This is a genomic window from Halomonas sp. SS10-MC5 (assembly GCF_015992245.1).
Lineage (GTDB): Bacteria > Pseudomonadota > Gammaproteobacteria > Pseudomonadales > Halomonadaceae > Halomonas > Halomonas sulfidoxydans.
On the sequence record NZ_CP065435.1, the window covers coordinates 3,032,618 to 3,050,363 of the forward strand.

Sequence of the window (17,746 nt, forward strand, 5' to 3'; positions counted from 1 at the left end):
CTGAACGCCGCGAGGCCCGCCATGGCGGGCCTCATGCGTTTCCGGCCGCGACGGAGTCAGCGCGCAGAGTGACGCGACAGCCCGAGCAGCGCGAGCACGCGATCCTCCAGGCCGCCGATCGCCTCGACCCGAGCCAGGCGACGGTGGTAGTCGGCGCTGAGGAAGGGCTCGCCGGCCAGCAGGTGATCGAGATACTCCCGCGCCGGCTTTAGCGCCTCGGCGGTGGTGCCGGGTGCAGCGATATAGACCCAGGCCTCGATCGGACCTTCCCGGGTAGCGATGGGCAGGCGATGCCGCTCGTACTCGTGCGGGTAGCCTTCGAAGGGGTCCATGCGTTCGATCTGAGCGGGCTCGAGCAGTTCGAACAGGGCACCCTCGACACTCTCCCCTGCCGCCGGGGCCACGTTGGCATGGGCGAGGCCTGCGACCCGCGACGCCTTGTCGAAGCGCAGCGCATGATCGTCCAGCCTGCCCGGCAAGACGCGCCGTGTCGCGCCGATGCGGGCCTCGACCCGCGCCACGTTCATGTTGCTGCCATAGGCGAAGTAGTACGGCATGAGTTCCTCGTTGCGTGGGCGGACGCGCCGCTTCAGTTCTCGGTCACCAGGCGGTCGATCTCCTCGACGGCCTTGCACAGCAGCAGGCGCTCGCTGGCACGGGCACCCTGCTGGGCCAGGTAGGTGTCGACCACGGGCGCCACGTCGCACTTTGCCGGCATCGGCGCCTCGGCCTCGATCAGCGCATCGAGGCGGGCAATGAAGACGAAACGCAGCCACTGGGGCAAGGCCATGGTATCGATGCAGAACGGTTGCTGGCTCTCGTAGGCTTCCGGCGCCGGCGCACTCATGCGCCACATGTTGGTGGCCTTCATCGTGGCCTCGAGACGGCGCAGTGCTACGTCGAGCTCCTCGTGAACGGTCATGGGGCCTCCTGTGGAACTGTGCCTCCATTATCGCACAACTCGGCCGGCCTCCCATCGGGCCGCATCGATCATGCGGGCTGTCCGGCCAGTATCTTGCGCAGGAAATCCCGCGTGCGCGGGTCGCGAGGCGCATTGAACAGCTGCGACGGCGGCCCCTGCTCGACGATGCGACCGCCTTCCATGAACACCACGCGGTCCGCCACATCCCGGGCGAATCCCATCTCGTGAGTGACCACCAGCATGGTCTGGCGCTCACGGGCCAGCTGCTTCATCAGCGCGAGCACCTCCTCGACCCACTCCGGATCGAGCGAGGAGGTCGGCTCGTCGAACAGTATCACCTCGGCCTGGGCGGCCATGGCGCGTCCGATCCCGACCCGCTGCTGCTGACCGCCGGACAACGACGCCGGGTAGGCGTCCGCCTTGTCGGCCAGGCCGATGCGCTGCAGGATCTCCCGCGCGCGGGCGTGCGCCTTGGCCTTGGGCCAGCGGTTGACCACGATCAGCCCCTCGGCGATGTTCTCGAGTGCCGTCTTGTTGGCGAACAGCGCATAGTTCTGGAACACGAATGCCGTGCGACGCCTCGCCGCCAGGATCTCGGCCCGGCTGACCCGGGTGACGTCGACGTCCAGGTCGCCGATGACCAGGCGGCCGGCATCCGGCCGTTCGAGAAAGTTGAGGCAGCGCAGCAGGGTCGACTTGCCGGTACCGGAAGGGCCGATCACGACGATGATTTCGCCCTGGTCGATTTCCAGGTCGATACCATCGAGGACGGTCGCGCTGCCGAAACGCTTGACGAGATTGGCGATCTTGATCATCTGCGGTAGGCCCTGTTGAGTCGCGTTTCCAGCCACTTCTGCAGCCAGGCCAGCAGCTCGACGATGATCCAGTACATGATCGCCACGGTGATGAAGGCCTCGAAGTAGAGGAAGCTGCCGGCCGCCTCCTTCTGGGTCGCCCCCATCAGCTCCGTGACACCCAGGGTGAAGGCCAGCGAGGTTGCCTTGATCATGTCGATGAAATAGTTCATCAGCGTCGGCACGGCCACGCGAGTGGCCTGGGGCAGCACGATGCGGCGCATCAGTTGGCCATTGGTCATGCCGATCGACAGGGCCGCCTCGGTCTGGCTGCGGTCGACCCCGACGATGGCCGCGCGTATCGACTCCGCCATGTAGGCCGAGAAGTGCAGCGTCAGCCCCATGATGGTGGCGGTGATGCCGTTGATCTGGGTCAGGAAGGCTAGCAGTTGGGGCAGGCCGTAGTAGAACAGGAACAGCTGGACCAGCAGCGGCGTGCCGCGAAAGAAGGAGATGAACAGCAGGGTCGCTGCGTTCAGCCCCGGCACCTTCAGCACGCGGATCACCGCCAGGCCGCAGGAGAGGAGCAGGGCCAGGGCCATACCTGCCGTCGCCATCTGCAGCGTGAGCGGCAGATAGCGCAGCAGGATGGGAATCAGCCCCAGCATGTAATCGAGATCGAGGACACGCATGATGAGCGCTCAGTGGGTCACGGACGTGTAATGTCGGTGCCGAACCAGCGCTCCGCAATGGATGCCAGGGTGCCGTTCTCGCGCAGGGTGGCAAGGGCTTCGTCGACCCGGTCACGCAGGGCACGATCCGCCTCGGTATCGCGGAACGGCAGCGCGTTGCGGATGGTGGAGAATGGCTCGCCGGCGAGCTGTAACGGCAGTGAACGCTCCTGGATCACTTGGGTCGCGCTCACCCGGTCCATGACGAAGGCATCGACACGGCCCAGCGCGGTGTCCTGCTCGATATTGCTGTCATAGGTGCGGATGTCGATCTCGTCGGCATAGGGCAGCTCGCGCAGCAGCTGTTCATAGTTCGAACCGAGGTTGACCGCGACCCGCCGGCCCTTCAGGTCCTCCACGCCTTCGATCTCCTCGTTGCCTGCCCTGACGACCACTTGGGCGCCATCGTAGACGTACGGCTCGGTGAAGAGATATTTCGCCGCACGCTCTTCGGTAATGGTGATCTGGTTGGCAATGGTGTCGATGCGCCCCGACTCGAGCATGCCGAACAGTCCGGAGAAGTTGGCCGTCACGAAATCCACCTCGACGCCCAGTTCTTCGCCGAGCGCCCGCATGACATCCACTTCGAAGCCCTTGAGCGTGTCCTGCTCGACGAAAGTGAAGGGAAAGTAGCTCCCCGACATGCCCACCCTGAGCACATCGTCCTGAGCCTGCGCGCTACCCAGGGAGAGCGCGACGGAAAGAACCGCTGCAACGAGAAGACGCGATGTCATGATTGATCTCCATAAATATCGTTTTGGAATAGATATCGCCAATTGTTATTCGACTTTAGCAAAAAGCCGCCCATTAACCCACCGTCGCTTCATGGCATTTCGCTATGTCAGCCATAGCGTAGTCGCGCGTCGGAAGGTCATGCACAGATTCGCTGAAAGAGGCTGTGGATAAGCTCTGGAAAGCCGTCCCGGTAGCAGACAAGTCGCGGCTTTGCCAGGCATGGTCATTTCTTGACCAATCGTCGGCATGTCCAGGCGGGAGAGTGGCTGACAACTCCCCGGCCGTCACGGTAGAGTGCACGCTCAAAAGGGAGCCCCTATGCAACCGATCCACACCCTTCATGACTTCTTCGTGCGCACCGGTGCCGAGGTTCGTGTCTATCACATGGGCCGGCGGGTCGAGCCGTGCCCGCTCGACGCCCTCGCCGGCCTGGAGCAGGATGCCACCCCCTGGCCGTTGCCCTGGCAGGGCCAGGCGCGCCTGGGCATCGTCTTCCGCTTCGGGGACCTCGTCGATTCGCTGATCTGGTTCCTCGCCCTGCCGCTGGACGAGCAGGGGCGACTGGTGCCGGCACCGCGCGATGCGTTCCTGCAGCGCCTGCTGGTCATCCTCGGACACAACGTGGATCGCGTGGGCCGTGAAGCCCAGGCCGGCGGCGAGATCGAGAACCTGATGCACGACAACCCCCTCGCCTTCACCCCGTCGCTGCCCTTCCAGGCCATGCTGCATGCTTATGCCACGCGCGACACCGGCAGGCCGGCAAGCTCGCACCTGGAGCCGGTGGAAGCCTACCTCAGCGGCCAGCAGCAGGTGGACTGGCAGTTCCTCGGCCTGCAGGGGCTGGCCGATTTCGCCGTTCGCCTGGACGAGGAAGCCGCGCGCCTGCTCGCTTCGACCCTGCCTGGCCTGCCCGACGAAGTGCTCCATTCGCTGTGCTACTGTCTAGAGCATGTTGCCGTGTCCGAGGCGCTCGCCCTGGCGCTGCGGGATCGCGGAGAGCGGGCGGCGGCCACTGGCCACCTGGAGACGCTGTGTGCCTGCGTCAGGGCCGTGGGCGGCGCCGACACGGCGATCGTCGGCCCCTGGTTCGATGCGCTGCTGTCCGATCCGGCGGCCTGCGGCCCCGACCTGCTGGCGGCGATGGCCGGTCGCGGCTGGGAGCACCTCGAGAATGGCCAGCGCCTGCCCCGTTTCCTGGAGCGCCTGGCCGCGCAGCCGCAGGCGGATTTCGCCAGCGTGGCCCGCGACCTGGCGCTGATCCCGCGCCTGCGCCTGCCGGTGCTGGTGACGCTGCGTGAAGCCCGGCAGGACTCCGCCATCGGCCGGCGCCTGGCCGGCCTGGGCCAATGAGCCTGGCGCCATGCAACGACAGCTGGAAATGACGCGATGAAGGAACTGCCTTATATTCCCAAGGCCGTGATCGGTCGCCTGGAAATGGTCACCCTGCCGACCATCGGCATGACCGTCTGCGCCAAGATCGACACCGGGGCCCGCACCTCGGCCCTGCATGCCGAGGACATCGAGATCTTCGAGGAGGAGGGCCACCTCTGGGTCAGCTTCACGACCCGCAGCGGAGGGCTGGAGTCGCCACCGCACGCCTACCGCACCCACCTGCATGATCGCCGCAAGGTGACGAGTTCCAACGGACACAAGGAGTGGCGCTACGTGATTCGCACGCCGATGCAGCTGGGCGAGCTGGAAGTGATGGTGGAACTGACCCTGGCCGATCGCAGTGACATGCGCTACCCCATGCTGCTCGGCCGTCGCGCGCTGCGGCGTTTACTCGTGGCGCCCGGCGTTACCTTCCTGCATGGCGAACCTTGACCCCCGGCCCTACCGCCTCGGAGCCCACGATGCATATCGCGCTGCTGTCCCGCAATCGCAATCTCTACTCCACGCGACGCCTGGTGGAAGCCGCCGAACAGCGCGGCCACAAGGTACGGGTGATCGACACCCTGCGCTGCTACATGAGCATTGCCGCGCATCACCCCTCGATCCACTACAAGGGTGAGGAGATCGAGCGCTTCGACGCGGTGGTGCCACGTATCGGCGCTTCGGTGACCTTCTACGGCTGCGCCGTGCTGCGCCAGTTCGAGATGATGGGCACCTACGTGCTCAACGACTCGGTCGCCATCACCCGCTCGCGCGACAAGCTGCGTTCGCTGCAGCTGCTGTCGCGCAAGGGGCTGGGGCTGCCGATCACCGGCTTCGCCCATTCGCCGGATGACATCCCCGATTTGATCACCATGGTCAAGGGCGCGCCGCTGGTGATCAAGCTGCTGGAGGGCACCCAGGGCATCGGCGTAGTGCTGGCCGAGACCAACCAGGCCGCCGAGTCGGTGATCCAGGCCTTCATGGGCATGAAGGCCAACATCATGGTGCAGGAGTACATCAAGGAAGCCCGCGGCGCCGACATCCGCTGCTTCGTGATCGGCGACAAGGTGGTCGCTTCGATGAAGCGACAGGCGGCCGAGGGCGAGTTCCGCTCCAATCTTCATCGCGGCGGCACGGCCAGCCTGATCCGCATCACGCCGGAGGAGCGCTCCACGGCGATCCGCGCGGCCAAGGCCATGGGCCTGAGAGTGGCCGGTGTCGACCTGCTGCGCTCGAACCACGGCCCGGTGATCATGGAGGTCAATTCCTCGCCGGGGCTGCAGGGCATCGAGACCGCCACCGGCAAGGACATCGCCGGCCTGATCATCGAGCACATCGAGAAGAATGCCGCCGCTCCACGCAAGGCCCCGCCTAAGCCCAAGGGGTAATTGCGAGAAAAGGGCCAGTATTTGTAGAAAGGCTACATATTTTGTCCGCGGGGGTAGCAAAACAGTGTTTCCCCCGCCACAATCTGCGTCACCGGAGGAGGTGACCGCTCATGTTTCTCGACAATCGCCAAGTGGCGATGGACAGCGTTCTGGAAGCGCTGGCTGACAGCATCGACTATTTTCAGGACAACCTCGAGCGCCTGCGCCCTTCCCTGCGCGAAACGCTCAAGCCTCACTACGAAGCCCGCGCCCAGACGATGCACAAGCTGCAGGAGCTGGCCAGGCAGCATCTCAAGCTGCTGCCGCGCGATGCCGACGTCGAGCGTGACGACTACATGTGGCTATGGAGCCGCCTGAAGAGTTTCGTCGGCAACGAGAGCCAGGTGGTCATCGGCGAGCTGCTGGAGCAGGAGCGCGTCTTGATGCAGGCCCTGGCCACGCTCTATACCCACCCGCTGCCCAATCCGCTCGAACCGATCGTCGAGCAGTGCTGGAGGGACTGCCGGGCGTTGATTCGCGAACTCTATCGTCAGCAGAAGCCGCGCCGCCGCTGAGTTCCGGCCGGGCGGTCACGGCGACTCGGTCTCCTCCGGCGCCGGCTCCAGGTCGAGCAGTTGGCGCCACACCGGCGGCGCGATCTGCAGCGGCTCGAGCGGCCCCAGGAAGTACGGCTCCCGGCCCCATACGTAGAGATCGCCCACGGTGGCCGCTCGCGCCACCCACTCCCGCGCCTGAAGCCGCCACAGGCCCGCCACCGGGCGCGACGGCGCGCTGCAGCCATGCGCCTCGAGGCCGAGCGCATCGGCAATGAACAGCGCACGCGGCAGATGCCACGCCTGGGTGACCAGCAGCACCCGGTCGACGCCGAACACGTCCCGCGCCCGCGCCAGCGTATCGAAGGTGCTGAACCCGGCGTAGTCGAGGGTCATGTCCTCGTCGCGCACGTGCTGGGCACGCAGGTCGCGCCACATGGTAATGGGCTCGTTGTACTGCCGGGTACGGTTGTCGCCGGAGAGCAGCAGATGCTCGACCCGGCTCAACCGCATCAGGCGGGAGGCGGCGTTGATGCGCGCGTCGAAGTGCGGATTGCGCACGCCGCTGCGGGTCCAGTGGGAAGTCCCGAAGACGATGCCCACGCGCTCGGGACCGCACAAGGGCAGCTCATGTTCGATACGCCCCTGGGTCTGCGCCAGAACCCATAGATTGGCGCCGACGAACAGCAGCACGGCGAGCAGCAGCAGCGCGCCGAGCGACATCAGAAGGAACTTGAAGGTTTTCCACAACAGCGCCTGCATTCACCGTCACCGGACCAGGAATCACGAAGCCCCGCCACCGCCAGCGAGCGGCCCGGGGCCAGCCGCTAGAACATGCCGAGTTCCAGCTTCGCCTCGTCGCTCATCATCTCACGGCTCCAGGGCGGATCGAAGACGATCTCGGTGTGCACGCGACTGATCTGGGGGGCACCGAGGATCTTGTTGCGCGCATCGGCGGCAATCACGTCGCCCATGCCGCAGCCCGGCGCGGTCAGGGTCATGCGAATGGTGACGATACGCTCGCCGCTGATCAGTCGCTCGATGCGGCAACCGTAGACCAGCCCCAGGTCGACAATGTTGACCGGGATCTCGGGGTCGAAGCAGGTGCGCAGCTGATCCCAGACGAACTGCTCGATCTCCTCGTCCGTGGCATCCTCGGGCAGGGTCGGCCGCGGCAACGGCTCGAGCCCCAGGGCATCGAGATTGCTGCCCTCGATCAGGTAGAGCCGGCCCTCGTAGCCGACGCTGACCGAGCTGCCCTTGGCCTGCATCACGCTGACCACGCTGTCTTCGGGCAGCGTCACGGTCTTGCCGAAGGGGATCGAGATGGCGTCCACGTCGCGCTGCAGCGGCAGCGTCTGGCCCTTCTGCAGGCTGGCGATCTGTTCGATGGTCGACATGGCTCAGCGCACCATGCCGATGACGCGTTCGAGGGCGTCGGCGAAGGCCTCGACCTCTTCCAGCGTGTTGTAGGCGGCAAACGACGCCCGGCAGGTCGCCGTCACGCCGAAGTGTGCCAGCAGCGGCTGCGCACAGTGGTTGCCGGTGCGAATGGCCACGCCGAGCTGGTCGATCAGCAGCGCGATATCCTGCGAGTGGGCGCCATCGACGACGAAGGAGAGCACGCCGGCCTTGTCCGGGGCGGTGCCCAGGATTCGCAGCCCGTCGATGCGCGACACCGCGGCGGTGGCACGCTCGAGCAGCCCTGCCTCCCAGGCGCCGATACGCTCGATGCCCACGCCGTCGACCCAGTCCAGCGCCACGCCGAGCGCGATCACCTCGGCAATGGCCGGTGTACCGGCCTCGAACTTGTGGGGAATGTCAGCAAAAGTGGTGGGCACGTCGAAGGAGACGCTCTTGATCATCTCGCCGCCGCCCTGCCACGGCGGCATCGCCTCGAGCAGCTCGGCCCTGGCGTAGAGCGCCCCCGCCCCCGTCGGGCCATACACCTTGTGGCCGGAGAAGGCGTAGAAATCGGCCTCGATGGCGCGCACGTCGACGCGCTGGTGCGGCACCGCCTGGGCACCGTCGACCAGGATCAGGGCACCGTGCTCGTGGGCGACGGTCGCCATCTCGCGCACCGGGTTGACGGTGCCGAAGGCATTGGAGACGTGATTCACGGCCACCAGCTTCGTACGCTCGGTGAACAGCGCGCGATAGGCGTCGAGATCGAGCACGCCGCGCTCATCCACCGGAATTACCTTGACTTTGATGCCGAGCTGGGTGGCCAGGAGCTGCCACGGCACGATGTTGGAGTGATGCTCGAGCAGCGAGACCACTACCTCGTCGCCGGCCACGAGGTTGGCCCGGCCCCAGCTGTTGGCCACCAGGTTGATCGCCTCGGTGGTGCCGCGGGTGAAGACGATCTCGCGGCGGTCGGCGGCATTCAGGAAATCGCGCACCGTCTCGCGAGTCGCTTCGTAGGCCGCCGTCGCCTCGTCGGCCAGGGTATGCAGGCCGCGATGGATGTTGGCGTTGTAGCGGCTGAAGTAGTCGCGGAAGGTGTCGATCACCGCCAGCGGCGTCTGGCTGGTGGCGGCATTGTCGAAATAGATCAGCGGGCGGCCGTGCACCTGCCGCTCGAGAATCGGGAACTGGGCGCGAATCCCGGCCACGTCGAAGGCCGGTGCGCTGAGCGGTCGCTCGGTGGCCAGGTGGTTCATCGCTCTCTCCTCGCTCACTCGTCGTGCAGGGCCATGGAGGCTTCCACCAGCCCGGCCAGGTTGAAGCGCTCCGGCAGCTTACCGGCCACCGCCAGCTCCACCCGTTCGGCAACGGCGTCCAGGTCGACCAGTTCCATCACCTCGCCGGCGAAGGCCAGGGTCAGCAGGCCACGCGCCGTCTGCTCGTCGATGCCGCGGGTACGCAGGGCATAGACCGCCTCTTCGTCGAGCTGCCCGGTAGTGGTGCCGTGGGAGCACTTGACGTCGTCGGCGTAGATCTCCAGCTCCGGCTTGGCGTCGATCTCGGCGCGATCGGAGAGCAGCAGGTTGGCGTTGCTCTGGTAGCCCTCGATCTTCTGGCTGTCGCGCTTGACCACCACCTTGCCGTTGAACACGCCGCGGGCGCGGTCGTCGAGGATGCCCTTGTAGTTCTCGTTGGAGAAGGTACGCGGGGCGTTGTGGTTGGCCAGGGTGTGGTTGTCGATGTGCTGGCGCCCCTGGCCGTAGAACAGGCCGTAGAAGTTGGCCTCGGCCCCCTCGCCGTTGAGTTCGCCGATCAGGTCGTTGCGCACCAGCCCGCCGCCCAGGTTCAGGTTGAACGAGGTGTAGCGGCTGTCGCGGTTCTGCTCGACGTGGATGCTGGCCACGTGGAGGTCGCCGAGTGCAGCCTCCTGCAGCTTGTAGTGGGTCAGGATCGCCCCGCGGTCGAGCATCAGCTCGGCCACCAGGTTGGTGAAGTTGGCCGCCTCGCTCTCGCCGACGTGATGCTCGATCAGCGTGGCCTGGCTGCGGGAACCGGCCTCGACCAGGATGCGCGGGTGGCTCATCACCGGCGCGGTGTTGGCCCGTGACAGGAACTGCAGCAGGATCGGCTTCTCCACCACGCTGCCCGGCGCCAGGCGCACCACGGCGCCCTCCTCCATGAAGGCGGTGTTGAGCGCCGAGAACGGCGAGAACTCGACCCCGGTCAACCGCCCCAGCGGGCCGCCTACGGCCTCGTGATTCTCGACCAGCGCCTGGGACAACGGCAGCACGGCGACGCCGCGTGGCAGCTCGCCCAGATCGGAGAGCGCCGGCGAGAACACGCCGTCGACGAAGGTCAGCCGATGCGCCTCGATGGGCAGCGTCAGCGCCGCAGCCGAGGCGGGTGAGAACTCGGCGCTGTCGGTCAGCGCGAAGTCGCCGCGGGCGATCGCGCGCACGTCGGTGTACTTCCACGCCTCGTCGCGACGGGTGGGGAAGCCGAGCGCCTCGAAGCGAGCCGCCCCGGCCTGGCGCCGCGCGGCGATCCAGGTCGGCTCCTGCCCGCGGGAGGCACTGCGCTCCGCGAGACGGTCGAGGAAGGTTTTCACCTCGCTTGACTGTTGTTCGACATCGCTCATGCAGCAGACTCCTCCACGACCCAGTCGTAGCCGCGGGATTCCAGCTCCTTGGCCAGCTCGGCGTCGCCGCTCTTGGCGATACGGCCATCGACCAGCACGTGGACGCGGTCGGGCACGATGTAGTCGAGCAGGCGCTGATAGTGGGTCACCAGCAGGATGGCGCGCTTCTCGTCACGCAGCGAGTTGACCCCATCGGCCACCACGCGCATGGCGTCGATGTCGAGGCCGGAGTCGATCTCGTCGAGCATGGCCAGCCTGGGCTGCAGCACCAGCATCTGCAGGATCTCGTTGCGCTTCTTCTCGCCGCCCGAAAAGCCCTCGTTGACGGCGCGCTGCAGGAAGCTGGCGTCCATCTTCATCTGCGCCAGTTTCTCCTTGACCAGCTTCATGAACTCCGGTGCCGGGATCTCGCCCTCGCCGCGCGCCTCGCGCTGGGCGTTGAGCGCCGCCTTGAGCAGGTAGATGTTCTTCACCCCGGGGATCTCCACCGGGTACTGGAAGCCCAGCAGCAAGCCCGCCTGGGCGCGCTCCTCGACCTCCATCTCCAGCACGTCCCGGCCCTCGAAGGTGATCGACCCCTGGGTCACTTCATAGCCATCCTTGCCCGCGATCACCGCCGAAAGGGTCGACTTGCCGGCCCCGTTGGGGCCCATGATGGCGTGCACTTCCCCGGCGTTGATGGTCAGGTTGAGGCCCTTGAGGATGTTCTTGCCTTCCACCTTGACGTGCAGATCCTTGACTTCGAGCATCTTGAGTACCTTTTCGATTCTGGCGAGCCGTAAAGCGACCCGGAAAATAATTCATCCAGCCCAGCGAAACGAGCGAGCGGCGTCTGGACAAGGCGAGCGCGGAAGAGAGTAGCGGAGTTTACGACTGTAAATGAGCATTCTCGAATCCGCGCTCAACGCCGTACAGGCGTCGCGTAGCCGTTTCCTTAGCCAAAGCGCTTTAACCCACGGCACCTTCCAGGGTGACGTTCAGGAGCGCCTCGGCCTCGACGGCAAACTCCATCGGCAGCTCCTGGAACACGTCCTTGCAGAAGCCGTTGACGATCATGCTGACCGCATCCTCCTCGGAGATGCCGCGGCTCTGGCAGTAGAACAGCTGGTCCTCACCGATCTTGGAAGTGGTCGCCTCGTGCTCGATGGTCGCGGTGCTGTTGCCGATCTCCTGGTACGGGAAGGTGTGGGCACCGCACTGGTCGCCGATCAGCAGCGAGTCGCACTGGGTGAAATTGCGCGCGCCTTTGGCTCGCGGGCCGATCTTGACCAACCCGCGATAAGACTGATTGCTGCGCCCGGCGGAAATGCCCTTGGAAACGATGTAGGAGCGCGTCCCCTCGCCGATGTGGATCATCTTGGTCCCGGTGTCGGCCTGCTGGCGTCCGTTGGTCACCGCTACCGAGTAGAACTCGCCGATGCTCTCCTTGCCGCGCAGCACGCAGGAGGGGTACTTCCAGGTGATGGCGGAGCCGGTCTCGACCTGGGTCCAGCTGATGCGCGAGCGGTCGCCGCGACAGTCACCGCGCTTGGTGACGAAGTTGTAGATGCCGCCCTTGCCGTCCTCGTCGCCGGGGTACCAGTTCTGCACCGTGGAGTACTTGATGTAGGCGTCGTCCAGTGCCACCAGCTCGACCACCGCCGCGTGGAGCTGGTTCTCGTCGCGCATCGGCGCGGTACAGCCCTCCAGGTAGGAGACCTGGGCGCCCTCCTCGCAGATGATCAGGGTGCGCTCGAACTGGCCGGTGTTGGCCGCGTTGATGCGGAAATAGGTGGAGAGCTCCATCGGGCAGGTGACGCCCTTGGGCACGAAGACGAAGGAGCCGTCGGTGAACACCGCCGAATTGAGCGCGGCGAAGTAGTTGTCCGCCACCGGCACCACCGTACCCAGGTACTGCTTGATCAGCTCCGGGTAGTCACGGATCGCTTCGGAGATCGAGCAGAAGATCACCCCCGCCTCGTGCAGCTTCTCCTTGAAGGTGGTGGTCACCGACACGGAGTCGAACACCGCATCCACCGCCACGCCGGCCAGCGCGGCGCGTTCATGCAGCGGGATACCCAGCTTCTCGTAGGTCTCGAGCAGCTTGGGGTCGACCTCGTCGAGGCTCTGCGGACGATCCTCGGGGCGCTTGGGCGCGCTGTAGTAGGAGATCGCCTGGTAGTCGATCGGCGGGTACTCCAGGTGCGCCCAGGAGGGCGACGTCATCTTGAGCCACTGGTGGTAGGCCTTGAGGCGCCACTCGAGCATCCACTCGGGCTCGCCCTTTTTGTTGGAAATGAAGGCGATAACGCTCTCGTCGAGCCCCGGCGGTACCGTATCGCTCTCGATGTCCGTCACGAACCCTTCTTTGTACTCGCGGCGGACAAGCTGTTCCATTTCCTGACTTGCCATGGTCTCTCCCCTCCCGGGCGGTTGGGCCGGCGAGCGAGCTCGCCTCGGGTAATGAATCCGGTTCGGTGGCTCAGGCCGTATCGGCGGCCAGGCTCACGCTCTGTATGGGTAGCTGTACCGGCAGCTTGATCGGCGCGGTGTCGGCCAGGTGGGCCAGGGTCACGCTGTCGAGCAGGGTACGTACGGCCAGCGACACGCGCTGCCAGTTGTCGGAGACGCCGCAGGTGGCCAGCAGGTCGCAGTCGCCCTCGGCGTGACTGCACTCGGTCATCGCTACCGGTCCCTCGATGGCGGTGATGATGTCGATCGCGGTGATTCGCGAGGCCGGTCGTGCCAAGGAGTAGCCGCCCTGGGCCCCGCGCCGCGACTCCAGCAGCCCCGCCTTGACCAGCATCTTCAGCGTCTTGCTGACCGTGGGATGCGGCAGCTGCACGGCCTCGGCCAGCTCCGCCGCGGCATGCGGCTGCTCCGGGTGGCGGGCGATCTGCGCCATGATCACGGCGGCGTAGTCTGTCAGCCGGGAAAGCTTGAGCATGCCTGACTCCTGAATGTCACGGACACCTGGCGGAGGCCCTGCGCTCCATTTGGGACCATTTTAGTCCTGTATGAATGCGATGTGAAGACTCCATCTTCGTCCGTCGCGCGGAAGCCCCAAGATGCCGGCACGTTCGGCGCCGTTCACATCAAGAAATACAATCGTTCTCATTGGCACGGACAATCGCCGCTCCGCCGGTGGCCGCACCACCTCCGTCGCAACGAAACAGAGAGGGAAGTCATTTCAGCGGGGCGGTACGTTCCGGCTCTCCCGCCGCCTGGAGAGGGCGTCGTCTTGCCGCAGGAGCCGCTCGCGCTCGTGATGCCAGGCCAGCAGCTCCTCGACGGGCAGCGCCTTGGAATAGAGGAAGCCTTGGGCCTGGTCGCAGCCCAGCGCCTGAAGGGCGCGATGCTGTCCCAGCGTCTCGACGCCTTCGGCGGTGACTTCCAGGTCGAGCGCATGCCCCACGTCGATCAGGCAAGCCATCAGCTTGCGCGCACGCTCGTCCTTCTCCAGCCCCTCGACGAAGGCGCGATCGATCTTGAGGCCGGTGATGGGCAGGTGGCGCAGATATTCGAACGATGAAAAGCCGGTGCCGAAGTCGTCGATGCTGACCTGGATGCCGTAGCCGCGAATACGCTCCAGTGCCTGCTTGGCCGCAAACAGATCGTGCACCAGCGCGCTCTCGGTGATTTCCACCTCGAGCTGCGATGGGCTGATCCCCGTCTCCTCCACGAGCTGGTTGAACTCATCCAGCAGGTCGTCATCCATCAGGTTGCGCACCGAGAAGTTGATGCTGACCTTGCCGCCATGGCGGCGGGCGAAGTGACAGGCCTCGCGCATGACGAACCGGGTCACCGGCGCAATCAGGGTGGTGTTCTCGACCTTGGGCATGAACATGCCGGGGGCGATCAGCGCACCGCTCTCGTCACGCCAGCGAATGAGCCCCTCGAAGCCGCTGACCCGCCCGCTCGCCAGGTGCAGCTTGGGCTGATAATGGAGTTCGAACTCGCCCTGCGCCAACCCGCGACGCACTCGAGCAATCAGACGGATGTTCTGCAGGCTGCGTCGCGCGAAGGAGGGTTGGAAATGGCAGTGCGCGCGATGCTTCTCGGAAGCGGCCAGCATCGCGATTCTCGCCTCGCGGATCAGGCTGCCCGGAGTGGCGTTACCGGCGCCTTGCAGCGAGCTACCCAGCACCAGCTGCACACGCAGTGGCACTCCGAGCGTCACCAGGTTGTCCTCCCCCAGGTCGACCACCCGACGGGCGAGACGCTCCAGCTCCCTGTACCCTACCGGCCAGAACAGCAGCACCAGTTCGGCGCCGCTGACGCGGTAGCTCCCCTGGAGATTGGGGCCCAACTGGGCCAGGCGGTTACTGATCGCCACCATCAGCTCATCGGAAGCATCCGCCCCCAGGGCCTCCATGATCTCGCCGATGTCCTCGACACGCACCAGCACCACCCCGACGCCACGCCCATCCTGGCGCGTTGATCGCTTCAGCCAGCGGGCCAGGTCCGCTTCCAGGGCGATGTCATTGGGAAGGCCCGCGCGAGGATCGGTCCGCGATGCCAGCTCGGCGTCGAGGTAGCTCTGCCGCAGGCGCTCGAACAGGCCTCCGGCGAAGCCGCCGATGATCAGGTACAACCCGAGCCGAATCATCCAGTTGAGGGTGTCCTGGGGCTCGCCGGTCTCCACCGAGAGCGGTATCACCGCCATCAGCAGACCTGCCGCGAGCGCCACGAGCAAAGAGCCGTACCAGGTATACCAGGCTCCCGCCAGCAGCACGGGGATCAGCATCAGGTAGGGATAGGCGTACTGGGTGCCGCCGGTGACATGGACGAGCGCCGTGCCCAGCAGCAGCAAAGCGGCCAGCACCAGCCCCTGGCAGGCATGGCGCAACATCAGCGGGCAGGACCGCCACCACTGCTCCGCGGCACGCCAGGCGTGGACGATACGGCACATGCCTGCCATGGGCTCTCTCTCTCCGACCAAGGGCGTCAACTCAGTAGAACGCTTAGGATTTTTTGCAGTGTATACAAGTTGGCTCGAGGTGGCCTTAGCCGCTCTCAACGCTTCGAGGCGCTTCGGCTTGGTTCTCATGCCGCATCGAGCGCCTCGCGTCAGGCTCACAGCAGCTTGAGAACTGGCGAGCACGAGCCGGATTCGCCAGACTTGCAATGATGGTTAGCGGTATCGGCCAAGGAACCCCTGAACGCCACATTGACGAGGCACCCCATGCGCAACCTCAAACTCGACCGCATCGATCGTATGCTGCTCGAAGCCCTTCAGCAGGACGCCCGTCTGACCACTGCCGAAATGGCAGAGCTCGTGAGCCTCTCGCCCTCCCCTTGCGCTCGCCGTATTCGCCGGCTCGAGCAGGCCGGGTTGATCACTCGCTACCGCGCCGAATTGGACAAGGTCCGGCTCGGCCTGACGATCACGCTCTTCGTGCAGGTACGGCTCGACCAGCATCAGCAGGAGCGGGTGGAAGCCTTCGAGGAGAGCGTGCGAGACATGCCGGAGGTGATCCAGTGCCATAGCGTTTCCGGCCATTTCGATTACCTGCTGCAAGTGATCACTGCCGACCTGGGGGCCTCCGAGCAGTGGTTGCGGCAATTCCGCCAGCTGAAGATGGTCAGCGCCGTGGACAGCAGCTTCGCCATTCGTGCGGTCAAGGAGAATGGCCCTCTTCCCCTGCCGGCCTCGTGATACCAGGCGATTCCGGCAGCAGCGACCAGGGAGACAGCATGGCGAGAGCCCCCATTACCGTCTTCGGCGGCACCGGCTTTCTGGGTCGGCACGTGGTGCAGGCCCTGTTCGATGCGGGTCATGCGGTGCGCATCGCGGCACGCCGGCCGGCACTGCCGGACTGGGCCGAACCCGGTGACCCCCTGGAACCGATGAGCCTCGACATCCGCAGCGAGAGCGATGTGAGCCGGGCGCTCGAAGGGGCACGGGGAGTCGTCAATGCCGTGAGCCTCTACGTCGAGCGCGGCCAGGCGAGCTTCGACCAGGTGCATGTGGAAGGCGCCGGCCGCCTGGCCCGCCTGGCCCGGGCAGAAGGCGTGCCAACCTTCATCCAGCTCTCCGGCATCGGCGCCGCCACGTCGTCGCGCTCGCGCTATGTCAGGGCGCGGGGGCGCGGCGAGTCGGCCGTGATCGATGCCTACCCCAAGGCGATCATCCTGCGCCCGAGCGTCATGTTCGGCCGCGATGACGCCTTCCTGAACCGCCTGGCGGAGCTGACTCGGCTGCCCGTCATCCCGCTCTTCGGGCACGGCGAAACGCGACTCCAGCCGGTCCACGTGGTGGACGTGGCAAGAGCGATCGTGCGACTGATGGGCGCTGCTCCATCCGAACGGCGGCTGTTCGAGTTGGGCGGCCTGGATATCCTGAGCTACCGGGAGATCCTGGAGCTGGTCATGGCCCACCTGGAGCTTGAGCGCAGGCTGCTGCCGGTACCGTTCCCGCTGTGGCAGCTTGTCGCCCTGCTGGCGTCACCCCTGCCCGGACCGCCGCTGACCCGCGACCAGGTCATTATGATGGCCGAGGACAATACGGTCGGCGAGGGCGTGGGGACCTTCGCCGACCTCGACATCCTGCCGCGCTCGCTGCGTGACGCCCTGCCCGCCTGCCTGCCGGAACGCCGCTGACGACACACGAGCGGCCCATTCGCGCGGCGCATGCCGCCACGCATCACTGCCAGCGCCAGCCATGCCGCTCCCACCATTCCAGCGCGATGGTCCGGTTCTCCGCGTTGGCGTCTTCGTCCAGCGTCGTGGTGAGGCGGACGTAATCGCCGCCGGTCTGGGTCATCAGGCGTGGATCCTGAGTGGCCAACTGCAGCGCATACAGGGCCAGCATCAGCTCATACTCGCTGCGAGTATCGAGCAGCGCGAACAGCATCGGAACCGCGGGCTCGCCGATCTGACCCAGGCGCTCCGCCGCAATGTACCAGACCCGCGGATGCTCCTCGCCGCCGTAGACGTCGATGAAGCCCCGGTCGGCAAGACGGCTGATGTAGTAGTGGACCTCGTCCTCTTCCGAGGCGAAGTGCGGGGGCACCCAGAAGCGTTCCTGACGCGTAACGGTCACGAGAGGGCGCGTCGGCTCGGTCGGCGCGACCTGCTCGGGGTCGGCGCGAACCGGCTCGGGAGCGCTCGGCCGTTCGCCCACCTGGGCCGAGCGGCCGGCGCAACCGCTCAGGAACAGCAGCAGCAACAGCGCGCTGAAAACTCTGGTGCCAGGCATGGCGTACTCCCCGGTTTGGCTCATCGTTGCGGTGTGTTTTACGT

General features: G+C 65.9%; 20 protein-coding genes. 6 read left to right on the top strand and 14 right to left on the bottom strand.

Translation table 11 applies throughout. The features are described 5' to 3' along the window. Window positions 1-56: 56 nt before the first annotated feature. The 5 genes from I4484_RS14145 to I4484_RS14165 form a co-directional block, all read right to left on the bottom strand. On the bottom strand, window positions 57-557 hold the full coding sequence (locus I4484_RS14145; RefSeq protein WP_197447897.1) for a gamma-glutamylcyclotransferase family protein: 501 nt from the start codon (window positions 555-557) through the stop codon (window positions 57-59). 32 nt (window positions 558-589) lie between these two features. Further along, window positions 590-922: a YqcC family protein gene (locus I4484_RS14150; RefSeq protein ID WP_197447898.1), complete on the bottom strand. Its 333-nt coding sequence runs from the start codon at window positions 920-922 to the stop codon at window positions 590-592. 68 nt (window positions 923-990) lie between these two features. Continuing rightward, window positions 991-1,737, bottom strand: a complete 747-nt coding sequence (locus I4484_RS14155) for an amino acid ABC transporter ATP-binding protein (protein ID WP_197447899.1) — start codon at window positions 1,735-1,737, stop codon at window positions 991-993. Continuing rightward, window positions 1,734-2,408 carry an amino acid ABC transporter permease gene (locus tag I4484_RS14160; RefSeq protein ID WP_197447900.1) on the bottom strand — a complete coding sequence of 225 codons (675 nt, stop codon included), beginning with the start codon at window positions 2,406-2,408 and terminating at the stop codon, window positions 1,734-1,736. Before I4484_RS14160 ends, I4484_RS14155 begins: the two co-directional genes overlap by 4 nt. Window positions 2,409-2,425: 17 nt before the next feature. Next, window positions 2,426-3,181 carry an amino acid ABC transporter substrate-binding protein gene (locus I4484_RS14165; protein ID WP_197447901.1) on the bottom strand — a complete coding sequence of 252 codons (756 nt, stop codon included), beginning with the start codon at window positions 3,179-3,181 and terminating at the stop codon, window positions 2,426-2,428. Between the two features lie 319 nt (window positions 3,182-3,500). On the opposite strand from I4484_RS14165, the gene I4484_RS14170 reads away from it, so the two are divergent. From I4484_RS14170 to I4484_RS14185, 4 genes are all read left to right on the top strand, one after another. Next, a complete protein-coding gene (locus tag I4484_RS14170; RefSeq protein ID WP_197447902.1) occupies window positions 3,501-4,532 on the top strand; it encodes a DUF3549 family protein in 1,032 nt (343 codons plus the stop codon). Between the two features lie 36 nt (window positions 4,533-4,568). Next, window positions 4,569-5,006 carry a RimK/LysX family protein gene (locus I4484_RS14175; RefSeq protein WP_197447903.1) on the top strand — a complete coding sequence of 146 codons (438 nt, stop codon included), beginning with the start codon at window positions 4,569-4,571 and terminating at the stop codon, window positions 5,004-5,006. A 29-nt stretch (window positions 5,007-5,035) separates the two neighbouring features. Beyond that, window positions 5,036-5,944, top strand: a complete 909-nt coding sequence (rimK, locus tag I4484_RS14180; RefSeq protein ID WP_197447904.1) for a 30S ribosomal protein S6--L-glutamate ligase — start codon at window positions 5,036-5,038, stop codon at window positions 5,942-5,944. A gap of 110 nt (window positions 5,945-6,054) precedes the next feature. Beyond that, complete coding sequence (locus I4484_RS14185; protein ID WP_197447905.1) at window positions 6,055-6,498, top strand: hypothetical protein; 444 nt, start codon at window positions 6,055-6,057, stop codon at window positions 6,496-6,498. A gap of 15 nt (window positions 6,499-6,513) precedes the next feature. On the opposite strand, the gene I4484_RS14190 is transcribed toward I4484_RS14185, so the two are convergent. From I4484_RS14190 to I4484_RS14225, 8 genes are all read right to left on the bottom strand, one after another. Next, the gene (locus tag I4484_RS14190; protein WP_197447906.1) at window positions 6,514-7,239 is read right to left on the bottom strand and encodes a vancomycin high temperature exclusion protein; all 726 of its coding nucleotides are present in this window, start codon (window positions 7,237-7,239) and stop codon (window positions 6,514-6,516) included. Between the two features lie 65 nt (window positions 7,240-7,304). After that, window positions 7,305-7,877 carry a putative Fe-S cluster assembly protein SufT gene (gene sufT, locus I4484_RS14195; protein ID WP_197447907.1) on the bottom strand — a complete coding sequence of 191 codons (573 nt, stop codon included), beginning with the start codon at window positions 7,875-7,877 and terminating at the stop codon, window positions 7,305-7,307. Between the two features lie 3 nt (window positions 7,878-7,880). Then, entirely contained in the window at window positions 7,881-9,140 is a 1,260-nt protein-coding gene (locus tag I4484_RS14200) for a cysteine desulfurase (RefSeq protein ID WP_197447908.1), read from the bottom strand. Between the two features lie 14 nt (window positions 9,141-9,154). Beyond that, window positions 9,155-10,522 (bottom strand): Fe-S cluster assembly protein SufD, encoded by a 1,368-nt coding sequence (gene sufD / locus I4484_RS14205; protein WP_197447909.1) that lies wholly within the window; start codon window positions 10,520-10,522, stop codon window positions 9,155-9,157. Next, window positions 10,519-11,271, bottom strand: a complete 753-nt coding sequence (gene sufC / locus I4484_RS14210) for a Fe-S cluster assembly ATPase SufC (RefSeq protein ID WP_197447910.1) — start codon at window positions 11,269-11,271, stop codon at window positions 10,519-10,521. Before sufC ends, sufD begins: the two co-directional genes overlap by 4 nt. 199 nt (window positions 11,272-11,470) lie before the next feature. Then, window positions 11,471-12,913, bottom strand: a complete 1,443-nt coding sequence (sufB, locus tag I4484_RS14215; protein ID WP_197447911.1) for a Fe-S cluster assembly protein SufB — start codon at window positions 12,911-12,913, stop codon at window positions 11,471-11,473. A gap of 70 nt (window positions 12,914-12,983) precedes the next feature. Continuing rightward, window positions 12,984-13,448, bottom strand: a complete 465-nt coding sequence (locus tag I4484_RS14220) for an SUF system Fe-S cluster assembly regulator (RefSeq protein WP_197447912.1) — start codon at window positions 13,446-13,448, stop codon at window positions 12,984-12,986. Between the two features lie 243 nt (window positions 13,449-13,691). Then, a complete protein-coding gene (locus tag I4484_RS14225; protein WP_197447913.1) occupies window positions 13,692-15,422 on the bottom strand; it encodes a bifunctional diguanylate cyclase/phosphodiesterase in 1,731 nt (576 codons plus the stop codon). 264 nt (window positions 15,423-15,686) lie between these two features. Between I4484_RS14225 and I4484_RS14230 the strand changes: the two genes are divergently transcribed. Together I4484_RS14230 and I4484_RS14235 are read left to right on the top strand one after the other, a co-directional pair. Continuing rightward, window positions 15,687-16,160 (top strand): Lrp/AsnC family transcriptional regulator, encoded by a 474-nt coding sequence (locus I4484_RS14230; RefSeq protein WP_197447914.1) that lies wholly within the window; start codon window positions 15,687-15,689, stop codon window positions 16,158-16,160. Window positions 16,161-16,198: 38 nt separating this feature from the next. Then, entirely contained in the window at window positions 16,199-17,104 is a 906-nt protein-coding gene (locus I4484_RS14235) for a complex I NDUFA9 subunit family protein (protein WP_197447915.1), read from the top strand. A 43-nt stretch (window positions 17,105-17,147) separates the two neighbouring features. On the opposite strand, the gene I4484_RS14240 is transcribed toward I4484_RS14235, so the two are convergent. Next, entirely contained in the window at window positions 17,148-17,702 is a 555-nt protein-coding gene (locus I4484_RS14240; RefSeq protein ID WP_197447916.1) for a hypothetical protein, read from the bottom strand. Window positions 17,703-17,746 lie beyond the last annotated feature (44 nt).